This is a genomic window from Corynebacterium lubricantis DSM 45231 (assembly GCF_000379425.1).
Taxonomy (GTDB): Bacteria; Actinomycetota; Actinomycetes; order Mycobacteriales; family Mycobacteriaceae; genus Corynebacterium; species Corynebacterium lubricantis.
In genome coordinates, this window is the sequence record NZ_KB902188.1 from 63,503 (window position 1) to 75,357 (window position 11,855).

12 protein-coding genes and 1 pseudogene are annotated in these 11,855 nt (G+C 62.0%); 6 read left to right on the forward strand and 7 right to left on the reverse strand.

Annotated elements, in window-relative coordinates; translation table 11 throughout:
* Positions 1-3: 3 nt before the first annotated feature.
* From A37O_RS0104805 to ehuA, 4 genes are all read left to right on the forward strand, one after another.
* Positions 4-318: a hypothetical protein gene (locus A37O_RS0104805; RefSeq protein WP_033377790.1), complete on the forward strand. Its 315-nt coding sequence runs from the start codon at positions 4-6 to the stop codon at positions 316-318.
* 165 nt (positions 319-483) lie between these two features.
* Complete coding sequence (locus A37O_RS14685) at positions 484-1,392, forward strand: ABC transporter substrate-binding protein (RefSeq protein WP_033377792.1); 909 nt, start codon at positions 484-486, stop codon at positions 1,390-1,392.
* Complete coding sequence (locus A37O_RS0104815; protein ID WP_018296361.1) at positions 1,392-2,333, forward strand: amino acid ABC transporter permease; 942 nt, start codon at positions 1,392-1,394, stop codon at positions 2,331-2,333. The genes A37O_RS14685 and A37O_RS0104815 overlap by 1 nt, the downstream gene beginning before the upstream one ends.
* The gene (gene ehuA / locus A37O_RS0104820; protein WP_018296362.1) at positions 2,334-3,101 is read left to right on the forward strand and encodes an ectoine/hydroxyectoine ABC transporter ATP-binding protein EhuA; all 768 of its coding nucleotides are present in this window, start codon (positions 2,334-2,336) and stop codon (positions 3,099-3,101) included.
* Between the two features lie 26 nt (positions 3,102-3,127).
* Here the strand turns inward: ehuA and A37O_RS0104825 are convergent, their stop codons facing one another.
* From A37O_RS0104825 to A37O_RS0104855, 7 genes are read right to left on the reverse strand one after another with little or no spacing between them, the layout of a single operon-like run.
* Positions 3,128-3,874, reverse strand: coding sequence for a sulfite exporter TauE/SafE family protein (locus A37O_RS0104825; RefSeq protein WP_018296363.1), 747 nt, complete (start codon positions 3,872-3,874; stop codon positions 3,128-3,130).
* On the reverse strand, positions 3,871-4,347 hold the full coding sequence (gene coaD, locus A37O_RS0104830; protein WP_018296364.1) for a pantetheine-phosphate adenylyltransferase: 477 nt from the start codon (positions 4,345-4,347) through the stop codon (positions 3,871-3,873). Before coaD ends, A37O_RS0104825 begins: the two co-directional genes overlap by 4 nt.
* Complete coding sequence (locus A37O_RS0104835) at positions 4,344-4,931, reverse strand: RsmD family RNA methyltransferase (RefSeq protein WP_018296365.1); 588 nt, start codon at positions 4,929-4,931, stop codon at positions 4,344-4,346. The genes coaD and A37O_RS0104835 overlap by 4 nt, the downstream gene beginning before the upstream one ends.
* A gap of 21 nt (positions 4,932-4,952) precedes the next feature.
* Positions 4,953-7,046: an ATP-dependent DNA helicase RecG gene (locus A37O_RS0104840; protein ID WP_018296366.1), complete on the reverse strand. Its 2,094-nt coding sequence runs from the start codon at positions 7,044-7,046 to the stop codon at positions 4,953-4,955.
* Positions 7,047-7,051: 5 nt separating this feature from the next.
* Positions 7,052-8,587 (reverse strand): DAK2 domain-containing protein, encoded by a 1,536-nt coding sequence (locus tag A37O_RS0104845; protein ID WP_018296367.1) that lies wholly within the window; start codon positions 8,585-8,587, stop codon positions 7,052-7,054.
* Between the two features lie 11 nt (positions 8,588-8,598).
* Positions 8,599-9,243 (reverse strand): uracil-DNA glycosylase, encoded by a 645-nt coding sequence (locus A37O_RS0104850; protein ID WP_018296368.1) that lies wholly within the window; start codon positions 9,241-9,243, stop codon positions 8,599-8,601.
* On the reverse strand, positions 9,244-10,206 hold the full coding sequence (locus tag A37O_RS0104855; protein WP_018296369.1) for a thiamine-phosphate kinase: 963 nt from the start codon (positions 10,204-10,206) through the stop codon (positions 9,244-9,246). It abuts the gene before it with no gap.
* 34 nt (positions 10,207-10,240) lie between these two features.
* Here A37O_RS0104855 and A37O_RS0104860 point away from each other — a divergent pair, with 34 nt between their 5' ends.
* Together A37O_RS0104860 and A37O_RS16410 are read left to right on the forward strand one after the other, a co-directional pair.
* Positions 10,241-11,176, forward strand: coding sequence for a DUF3515 domain-containing protein (locus A37O_RS0104860; protein ID WP_018296370.1), 936 nt, complete (start codon positions 10,241-10,243; stop codon positions 11,174-11,176).
* A 544-nt stretch (positions 11,177-11,720) separates the two neighbouring features.
* A pseudogene (locus tag A37O_RS16410) lies at positions 11,721-11,855 on the forward strand (IS256 family transposase); the annotation flags it as partial.

The window sequence follows — 11,855 nt, forward strand, 5'->3', positions numbered from 1 at the left end:
CTTATGCGTAAATCTTTAATTGCCGTCGCCGCCGCAGTCTCCCTCGCGTTTGCTGGGACTCCGGCCGCTACCGCTCAGACAAGCAGCACCGAACTATCTAGCACAGAACTATCCAGCACTGAAACCTCCAGCACCGCAGGCCAGTGGCTCGAGGACCGCTGGGACTGGGCAACCGAAGGCATCGACATGATGTCCTCGGGTGCACCACTGCAGGGATCCTCCCGCATCGGCCTGGACTGGGTGCTCGGTTCCGTCGCTGTCACCGCGCTGGGTAGCCTCTATGTCGCAGCCAACAATGCGCTGAAGCAATTCCTGTAGAGACAGATTCAGCCCGCAGCCACCCTCTCCGGGTGGCTTTAATTTTTTCGCGTAAGCAATCGTCGTCAAGCGAAATGCTCTTGCGCCCCCTAACGGCTATTCATGTGCGTGCATAACTTACAGTAAAAGCAGGATTTAACGCGGAAAGAGGTAACGTTCACCACCATGAATAGACCAGTAATGCTGGCGGCCACCCTAGCCGTCACGGCCTCCCTGGCCGGGTGCGTCACCAACGTCGAGGGCGGCAACCCCGACGGATGGGAGGCGATCGAGCCCGCGGCGGTCCCCGAGATCGCCGCAATGGTGCCCGAATCAGTCAAAAACGATGGCACGCTCGCGGTGGGCTCGAACCCGCCGTTCGCGCCTTTCGAGTTCAAGGACTCCGAGGGAAATATCATCGGCGTGGAAATGGACTTGGGCCGGGCCGTGGCCTCGGTGATGGGGCTCGAATTCCAGCCCGTGGAACAAGACTTCGCCATGATCTTGCCCGCGGTGGACGCAGGCACCGTGGACGCGGGTATGTCTGGATTTACCGACAACGAGGAGCGACGCCAGAACTATGACTTCGTGAATTTCTTGTACGCGGGTATCCAATGGGCACAGCAGCCGGGCTCTAATATTGACCCCGCGAACCCGTGCGGGCTGACTGTGGCCGTGCAGCGCACCACCGTCTCGGAGACCGACGATGTCCGCCCGAAGAATGAGGAATGCATCGCAAACGGCGAGGATCCGATCACGATTTTGAGCTACGACACCTCCGATAACGCGGCTCTGGCCTTGCTGGTGGGTCGTGCGGACGCGTTGTCGGCGGACTCCCCTGTCACAGCGTGGGCTGTGAACCGCTCGGACGGCGAGTTGGAAATGGTCGGCGACATGTTCGCAGCCGCACCCTATGGCTTCGCCGTGCAAAAGGATTCCGAGCTCGGCCCGGCGATGGCAGCGGCCATGCAGCACCTCATCGAGACTGGTGAATACCAGCGCATCTTGGCACAGTGGTCCATCGAGGACGGGCTGCTTGACGAAGCTTTGATCAATGAACAAGCAGTGCAACAACCTGTGGAGGCACAACTCTGATGACCACGTCAACGAACTCTCGCCCCGAGCGCCCGGAGCGCCCCGAGCGCATTGAGGCCAAGCCCCTGCGCCATCCCGGCCGGTGGGTCCTGGCCGCCGTTGTAATCGCGCTGTTCGCGTGGTTCATTATCGGTGCCGCCACCAACCCGGCCTACGGCTGGGACACCTACTTCACGTATCTCTTCGATACCCGCATCGCCGTGGCTGCCCTGCACACCATCGCGATCACGATCCTGGCCATGGTCATCGGCGTAGTCGGTGGCGTGTTGCTGGCCGTGATGCGCATGTCGGATAACCCCGTGTTCAAGGCTGTGGCCTGGGTGTTCCTCTGGGTATTCCGTGGCACGCCGGTCTATGTCCAGCTGATGTTCTGGGGTTTGATCGGCGCGCTGTATCAATCCATCAATGTTGGCTTCGCGGAGATCTCGCTGGAGGGCCTGACCTCCTCGGCATTCATGCTGGCCGTAATCGGCTTGGGTCTCAACGAGGCCGCATACATGGCTGAGATTGTGCGCTCGGGTGTCTCCTCGGTACCGGAAGGCCAGATCGAGGCATCCAAGGCACTGGGCATGAGCTGGGGCAAGACCATGCGCCGCACCGTGTTGCCACAGGCAATGCGCATTATCATCCCGCCAACAGGCAACGAGTTCATCTCACTGCTGAAGACCTCCTCGTTGGTGGTTGCCATCCCGTACACCGCCGAGCTTTACGGCCGTTCCATGGATATCGCGGCCGCGCTCTTCGAGCCGGTGCCGATGCTACTGGTTGCCGCGACCTGGTACCTGGCGATTACCTCGATTTTGATGGTGGGTCAGCACTACCTGGAGAAGCACTTCGAGAAGGGCGCCACCCGCGAACTCACCGCCCGTCAGCTGGCGAGCCTCGCCGATGCCGAGGGCACCGTGCCCAGCAACGTCACCATTGTTGAAAGGAACAAATAAATGGCGAACGATCTGATGATCCAGGCCGACAACGTCTGGAAGTCCTTCGGCAACTTGGACGTGCTCAAGGGCATCGACCTGGAGGTACCCAAGGGCAACGTCACCACCTTGATCGGCCCGTCCGGCTCCGGCAAGTCCACGTTGCTGCGCTGTGTGAACCACCTGGAGAAGGTCACCGCGGGTCGCCTCTACGTTGAGGGCGAGCTGATCGGATACCGGGAAAAGGATGGCACGCTCTACGAGATCTCCGAGAAGGACGCATCCCGCCAGCGCGCCGATATCGGCATGGTCTTCCAGTCCTTCAACCTGTTCTCGCACCGCACGGTGCTGGAGAACATCATCGAGGCTCCGGTCCAGGTGAAGAAGCAGCCGGTGGAGCAGGCAAAGAAGCGCGCGATGGAGCTGTTGGAGATGGTGGGATTGGCCGCCAAGGCCAATGCCTACCCCGTCCAGCTTTCAGGCGGTCAGCAGCAGCGCGTCGCCATCGCGCGGGCGTTGGCCATGGACCCGAAATTGATGCTTTTCGACGAGCCCACCTCCGCCCTCGACCCCGAGTTAGTCGGGGAAGTACTGCGCGTGATGCGCGACCTGGCGGAACAAGGCATGACAATGCTGGTGGTCACCCACGAGATGGGCTTTGCGCGCGAAGTCGCCGACAACGTCGCGTTCATGGACGGCGGCGTGATCGTGGAGTATGGTACCCCGGACGAGGTGCTCAATAACCCGAAAGAGGAACGCACCAAGGCGTTCCTCTCATCGCTACTTTAATTTTCCAGGTCGGCGCCAGCCGGCCTTTAACCAACCAGTCCGATAACACCGCGGGCCACCGCGGTGATACCGCCGAGGACCGCGAGGGCAAGCGCCAGATTGTAGGCCTTGTCCCGCGGGATCTTCGGCGCTATTTTTACGCCTAGGGCAATGCCCAGGATCATGGCGACGATGCCGATCCCCCACACCGCCGGGTTCACCGCGGATAAATCGGCAGCACCGGTGAAATGCTTGATCAAGAACGAGATCGCGCCCGAGACCATAAAGATCGGCTGCAGCGTGGCCGCATACATGCGCTGATCCCAGCGCGCAGCTGTGGCATAGACCGTGATGGCTGGGCCTGCGATACCTGCGAGGGTATTCATGAAGCCCGCAACCACACCGGAAACAGCCATCGGTGCTGTGCCCTCGACGTGGGGAACGTGGCGCTTGCCAATGGTCACCACGGACAATGCGATCAGCAGCATCGTACCGGCAACGATGATCAGCCAATCAGGTGAGACCACCCGGATGAGCCATGCGGCTGGCACCGCGCCGAAGATCAGCATCGAGGCGATGATGGCGAAATTGCGCCAGTTCACGTTCTTGCGCACGGTGAGCGTGCTCATGGCCGCGTTGATGGCGGCGAGCACGTTGAGCACCAGAATGCCGTCGACTGGGCCCATGAAAATCATCAACACTGGCCCGCCGATGAGCCCCAGGCCCATGCCGGAAATGCGTTGGAGTAAAGCCCCAACGAAGACTGTTAGAAATACGACTATCGCTGTGGTCACCGATATTTCTCCCGCATTGCCTCATGGACAACGTCGGGAACTAGGCCCGTGATGTCTCCGCCGTACTGCACAACTTCCTTGCACAGCGAGGACGACACGTAGCCGTATTTCTCGTCGGTAATTAAGAAGAAGGTTTCCACTCCCGAGAGGCGACGATTCATCTGCGCCATCGGAAGTTCGTAATCATAATCAAGCGAGGAGCGCAGGCCCTTGACCAGTGCTGTAACGCGGTGCGCCGTGGTGTAATCCACCAGCAGGCCGCCCCAATGGTCGATGCGCAAATTCGGGATGTCGCGGGTGACCTCGCGGATCAGTTCGGTGCGCTCTTCTACCGTGAACAATCCCGAGGTCTTTCCCGGGTTGCCGGTAATCAGCACGATGATTTCGTCGAAATTGTTTGCTGCACGTTCAAATATATCGAGGTGTCCGTTGGTGACCGGGTCGAAGGACCCGGGGCACACTGCAATCGTCACTGGTCTGAATTCCCTTCAAAGTTTCGGTCAAAAGTAGCCATATCCATCCTGGCAATACCGTACAGCCGTTTCTTCAGCTTCTGCCCCGTTGGGGTGAACCCCTCCGGCCAGGCGGTCTCGGGGCTGTCGCGGTGGCGCTCCACCACAACCACGGCACCATCCACGAGCGCGGGGATCAGTGCGTTGAGCATTTCCACGACGGCCTCGTCGGTAAGCGCGTACGGCGGGTCGGCGATCACCATCGAGAAATGCTCTTTCGGTGCTCGCGCCAGGTAGGTGGAAGCGGCCACGGGCTCAATGGTCACGTCTCGATGCTTGACCACCGCCTTGTTGAACTCAAGGATCTCTACGGCCTTTGGGTCGTTTTCCACCAACACGACCGACTCGGCGCCCCTAGAGGCGGCCTCTAGTCCCAACGCTCCGGAGCCGGCGAACAGGTCTAACACAACCTGGCCCGGGAAACCGAAGCGGGCATTCAACGAGGAAAACAGGCCCTCCCTGGCCCGGTCCGACGTGGGCCGCGTCCCCTCAGGCGGTATCTTAATCTTCCTGCCGCGTGCATCGCCGGCGATAATGCGATTCATGCCCTCAACCTTAACGGTCAGCTAGCTTTTCTCTAAGTATTCAAGGTCAGAGTCGTCCAAATCGGCTGTCAGTTCGCGCGCGAGCTCCGGTTGCTTATCGACGATCGCTGCCGCATCCTCATTCGCCCGCTGAATCAATTGGTAGTCCTTGGACAAACTCAAAAGCTTCAACCGCTTACGGGTGCCCGACTGGGAGGTGCCCAGCACGTCGCCTTCGCTGCGGGTTTCTAGGTCCAGTTCGGCGAGCTCGAAGCCATCCGAGGTGGCTGCCACTGCCTGCACGCGATCAAACTGGGGCGTCTGATCGTCGGCAAGCGTGTGAAAAAGGCAGAGGGATTTATGCCCGCCGCGACCCACGCGGCCGCGGAGCTGGTGGAGCTGCGAGACGCCGAAGGATTCGGATTCGCGGATCATCATGACGGTGGCGTTGGGCACGTCCACACCGACCTCGATGACTGTGGTGGAGACCAGCACGTCGATCCCGCCGCGGGCAAAGTCAGCCATGATCGTGTCTTTTTCGTCGCCCTTCATCCGCCCGTGCAGGATGCCCACGGAGAGGTCTTGGAACTCGGTGTCCGCCAAGTGTGCCGCTACCTCGAGCACACCGCCTTCGCCTTCGATGCGGGGGCAGACGATATAGGCCTGGCGCCCAGCGGCGACCTCCTCGCGGATCTTCTCCCACGCACGCGCCACCCAGGTCGGCAGGAACTCGGGCACCACCGAGGACTGGATGGGTTTGCGCCCGCCGGGCAGCTCGCGCAGCGTGGAGACTTCCAAGTCCGCGAACACTGTCATGGCGATGGTGCGCGGGATGGGTGTTGCCGTCATGACCAGCATGTGCGGGGTGTAGCGCTCGTTTTTGGTGCGCAACTGATCGCGCTGCTCCACGCCGAAGCGGTGCTGCTCGTCGACCACCACGAAGCCCAGGTCGAAGAAGTCCACCGAGTCCTGGATCAGCGCGTGCGTGCCAACGACGATATCGGCCTCGCCGGTGACGATCTTCAGCAGCGCCTCCTGTTTCTGCGCAGCACCCATCGAACCGGTCAAGGCCACCACCCTGACATGCACCCCAGCATTGAGGAGCGTGAGCTGGAGCGAGCGCGCGTGCTGCAGCGCCAGGACCTCGGTGGGAGCCAGCAGGGCGCACTGTTTCCCATTGTCAATGGCCTGCAACATGGCAAGCAGGGCAACAATCGTCTTACCCGACCCGACCTCGCCCTGCAGCAACCTGGTCATGGGGCGGGTGCGCGAGAGATCCTCGCTGAGATCGGTGAGCACCTGTTGCTGCCCGTGCGTCAGCGGGAATGGCAGCCCCTTGAGCATGCCGTCTTGATCGCGGCCCTCTACCCTCGGAAGCGCCGGCGCGGATTCCTGGCTGGTGTCTGCTCGTCGTAAAGCCATGACGAGCGCAACCGAGAGCGCCTCGTTATACTTCAGCCGGTCAATCGCCGCCTGCGGGCCCTCGGCTGGGGGCTCGTGGATGCCGCGCAGGGCCTGATCAAAACTAATGAAGCCGGCCGGAACCTCGCCCAGCGGCTCGGGTTGGACGGGCAGGGACTCCAGGATGGAATACACCGCGCCCATGATCGTCCACGTGGTCACCTTTGCCGTTGCGGGGTAGACGGGCAGGAACTCGCGGCCCTCGAGCATCTCGGCGAGCGAACCGAATTTGCCCAGCTGCGCCATGGAGCCGGTGGCCTGACCGGAACCGTCCATGAGCACATAATCGGGGTGCGACATCTGCGCGTTGCCCCGGTAGAACGTGAGCTTGCCCGTGACCATGAGCCGGGTGCCCACCTTGAGAATGCGCTCCAGGTAGTGCGCGTTGAAAAAGGAGGCGCGCACGCTGGTAATCCCGTCGAAGATGGTCACCGACATGATGTGCTTGCCCTTGCGATAGTCCGTGCGCAGGGCCTCGACGTGGCCCACAAAACTGATCGTGTCGCCATCCTGGGCGCCGAGAATAGCCGAGGTGCCGCCGTAATGGAGGTATTTGCGTGGGAAGAGCTCGACCAGATCACCACAGGTGGACACGCCAAGATGCTTGGTCAGCTTCTTGGCTTCCTTTTCCGGCAGGACCTCGCCTAAGGCCCTGGTATCGCGAAACCCCAACACCGCAGTTACTCCACCCCGATCTCCGCGCGCACATTAAGTCCATCTGCAGGATAGAACACAACGTCGACACCCAGGGTGTCGCGGAGAGTTTCCTTATCAAATTGCTCCACGAAATCAGGATGCACCAGCAGCGTAACCAGCTCGCCGCCGGATTCCAGCAGGCGCTTGCAGCACAGGATCGTTGCATCCGACACGGTATCGCCAATAGCCACGATGTCGCCGTGGGAGTGCGCGATGAGGTCGCCGCGCGAGCACGGCCCCGCCTGGGTAAGCGCTGCGCGCTCGGCCTCGGTGACAACGGCGGTGCGCATCTCGCCGGCAGCCTCGCTCATCGTGTACGAGGCCGTGGCCAGCGGTTGCTGCGGGTCGTGCATCGCCAGCGCCGCAATGCCAGAGACCAGGCGCACCGTAGGCAGCAGCATAATCTGTTGCTCGAAAGCGGCCGTGGCCTTCTCGATGGCCACCAGCGCACGATTGTCCAGCAGTCCGTTCGGCAGCAGCACGATCTCATCGGCCTCCGATTCGCGAATCAGCCCCAGAATCTCCGCCACCACATGCTCGCCGGGCGCGACCACGGTGGCACCGGCCTGCTCATAGAGATGCGACAGAGATCCCGGAGGCGTCACCGCCACAATGATGCGGCGCGGAGCACTCGTGCGCGGACCCTGCGGCAAAATCTCCAGGCGCAGATCGCTCACCTCGCCGCGCGCGAAGGCCGTCTCAATCACCTCGCCCGCCTGCAGCGAATGAATGTGCACGCGCCCCTCAGTATCGCTCGCGCGCGCAATCACCAGGCTGTCGCCCAGCGGATGCAGCGCCTCCTCGAGTGCGCCCACATCCCCGCGGAAATAAAACATGATTTCCAGGTCACCGGGCACCGAGTGCGAGGTATCCATCGCTTCATTGCTTATCGACGACACCGTCGCCTCTTCCCCAGTCACCTCGCTATAGAGCGCGTCAAGCAGCACGACCAGACCGGCGCCGCCAGCATCCACGACACCGGCCTCGCGCAGCACGTCGAGCTGGGAGGGTGTGTTTTCCAGCGCGGTGCGTGCGGCATCCCGGGCCGCCAAAACAACCTGGTAGAGATCCGGTTGCGCGCTACTCGCTGCCGTGGCCGCCGCGCGCAGAACCGTGACCACGGTACCTTCCACGGGGTCCGCGATTGCCCGGTCGACGTATTGCACCGCCATCTGCAGCGCATTTGCGATTGTCTCGCCGTTGACCTGCCCAGCACTCGCCGACTGCGCCAATCCGCGCAGTACCTGGGATAACACCACACCCGAGTTGCCGCGGGCCCCGCGGATGCTGCCCTTGGCCAGGGCCTCCGCCACCTTTTCAGCTGGGGCGCCGTCCTCGAGTTTTTGGGCCTCGGCGAGTGCCGCCGACATGGTGTGGGCCATGTTCGATCCGGTGTCCGCATCCGGGACGGGGAACACGTTGAGCGCGTTGATGTCTGCACGTTGTCGGTTTAATTCATCAACCGCGCGCGACGCCCACGATGAGATACGGGCGCCATCAAGCTCAACAGGATACGACATGTCACATAACTTTACAGTTGCCAGTTCACAGGTGCGGCACCCTGGTCGGCGAGTGCCTGATTAGCCTTCGAGAAGGGCCGGGATCCGAAAAAGCCCCGCCGCGCCGAGAGCGGCGATGGATGCGCCGACGCGATCACCGGGGTCTGCCCTAGAAACTTAGCCGCGCTTTGGGCGTCCTTGCCCCACAGAATCGCCACCAAGGGCTGCTCCCTCGCGGCGAGCGCCCGGATGGCCTGCTCGGTAACTTCTTCCCACCCCTTGCCCCGGTGCGAGGCAGCCTCCCCGGGGCGCACGCTGAGCACCCTGTTCAGCAGCAGCACACCTTGGTCGGCCCAGGCTGAGAGGTCGCCGTCCGTGCGGGGTTGCACACCCAGGTCGTCGTGAAGCTCTGTGTAAATATTGACCAAACTCCGTGGCGGCCTGACCCCGGGCATCGTGGAAAAGCTTAGGCCCATTGCGTGTCCCGGCGTCGGGTACGGGTCCTGGCCCACGATGAGCACCTTGACCTGGTCGAATGGGTCCTGGAATGCGCGCAGAATATCCTTGCCCGCGGGCAGGTAGGCGGGCTCGGCGCGCAGAAAATCGCCCATCTGGTGGATCCGTTCCTCCACCGGCGCAAGCGGCTCGTTCCACGAGGGATGTACCGGAAGTGCCATCTAGAAACTCCGCCACCCTTCGCCATACTTCGGACGCTTGCCGTCCACGCGCACACCCGGCGTCTTCACCACCTGCCCGATCGAGCGGAACCCGGCCGGGGCCTGGCCGTGCGTGGTGCCCAGCAGCGTGTGATCCTCGCCGCCGGAAAGCACCCAATACCATGGGTCCACACCCAGCAGTTCGCCGGCGGCGTGCAGCAGCTTATCGGGAGCAATACTTATCGACGACAGCTCGATCCCCACACCAGAGCGCTCCGCCAGCGTGGACACGTCGTAGATCAGCCCGTCGGAATTATCGGTCATCGCAGTTGCCCCCGCCGAGCGCGCAATCACGCCGCGCCCCGGAATCAGGTACGGGGCTTGGTGCGCCTCGATCAAGGGATGGAGCGACTCATGCACGTCGATGCCCGAGGCCAAAATAGCCAGGCCCGCAGCCGAGTAGCCGATGTTCCCGTGCGCTACCAGGCGCTGCCCGGGCCGCGCCTGATCCAGGGACAGCTCCGGCAGTGTCCCGCCGAGCGTGCCAATCGCGGTGACCGAAATGACCAGGTTCTCCCCCGCCGTGAGATCGCCGCCGACTAGTTCGGCCGCGTAATCGTCGCAACGCGAGGCGATGCCCTCCGCCAACTCGCGCACGACTGCCACCGGGGTATCTTCCGGCGCCGAAATAGCCAGCAGTGCCGCAATGGGACGCGCGCCCATGGCCTCGACGTCCGCGAAATTCTGCACGATCGCCTTGCGACCGAGCTGGAACGGCGTGGTCCACTCGCGCTTGAAGTGGCGTCCCTCCACGAGCATGTCGGTGGTGGCCACGGTGCGCGAATTCGTCGACGCGTGGACTAACACCGCGGCATCGTCGCCATTAATCGACGACGGCGCCGCCGCCAGAATCTCTTTGATGACGACTTGCTCCCCGACCTCGCCGAGCGTGGGGCCTTGAGTGGGGAACCCGGTGCTGATCATTGGATAAAAAGGCCTTTCAGTAGACTAAGGCGATATGAACGACGATACGCCTAGCGACGACCTCCAATTTAACCGCACCCCAGTCTTAATTAGTCTGGGGCTGGCCATTGCCCTGGTCATTGCAGTTATTTTCGGCGCGCGCTGGTACTTCGACAGCCTCTCCAACCAACCCATCGCCATGAGTCCCATCGACGCACCCGATGCCGAGTCCGCCGAATGTACCCAGCTCATCGATTCGCTTCCCGACGAGCTCCTGGGCAACAAGCGCGCCGAAATCATCGAGCCCGTCCCCGCCGGTGTGGCCGCGTGGCAGACCAGCGAAATCCAGCGCATCACCCTGCGCTGCGGCGTAAACATGCCGTTGCAGTACACCGAGTACGCCCAGCCCGTCTCGCTTGGTGGTGTGGAATGGTTGCGTATCGACGACGCCACTCCCGAATCCACCCTCTCCACTTGGTACAGCACGGACCGGTACCCGGTTGTCGCGGTAACGGCAGACGAGTCCGCGCTGGATGGGCAGGCTGAGCCTGTTTCCTCGCTGCCCATTTCTTCGCTTGCTGCTGCTGATATTGAGCCAGGACCTGCACCTTTGTCGCAGCTTGCCGCGGGTTCTTCTCCTGAGGTGTGCAGCGAGTTTTTGGCGGCGCTGCCTGAGTCCGTTGCCGAGGGCTACTCCCCTCTTGAGGTTTCGGAGCCCAACACCGTCGCCTGGGCCTCCGAGGGCCAGGAACCCGTAGTGGTACGTTGCGATGTTGCGCCTCCCGAGAATTACCAGGCCGGCGAGCAGCTCCAGCAGATCAACGACGTGACCTGGTTCGAGGACACCCAGCTGATCAACGGTTCCACCGCCTCCACCTGGTTCGCGCTGGGCCGCGAGACCGAGATTGCTGTTTCCGTGCCGCAGTTCGCGGGCAACTCCGCGATCGTGCGGATTACTGAGGCTATTGAGGAAACTGTGGCTGCTTCCTAGGTGAAGGTATCGACCGATTCAGCGTTTTTGCTGGTTGCAGGCCGAATCTAAGCAAGTCCGTCGATACTAGTTTGGGCTTGGGCGCAACCCACCTGCGTCTGAATGCTTGGTTCCTGTGGATAGCCGACAATTATCCACAGGTTTACGGGTCTGCAAACGCGCAGAGCCTTCATATGGGTCAATCTGGGCAATATGAAGCATTTCTCGCCACCCACGCCTGAAGAACTTGATCTGATTAACCGTGTATATCCAACGAACGGCAAGGCTTTATTGACCGGAATCGCTGGGGCACGCGCGCTAGGCATTAAAACACTTTCCCGCCTCACCACTGTCGATCTCACCCTGCCCCGAGGTGTCCGGCCCCCGCCTAGGAAACAATGGCGTTCCGGGGTTAGTTATCTCACCTCCATGCCAACGTGCGCTGGTTGCGTCCAATAGTGTGGTGTACAGCTACCGCCTGGTGAACCCCCCCTGCCGACCAGCAAGGAGACCACCGCGGTACCTTTCGACTCAGCTCCTACACATCCTCGAAAGGACACCAACGATGGCCTCCGCGCCCAATCATATCGACCCCACCGGATACCTCGACGACCTGCTGGCCCAAGCCTCACCCGATCTGATGCGCCAGATGCTCCAGGACACCATCAACCTCCTGCTGTCCGCCCAAGCCGACCAGGTC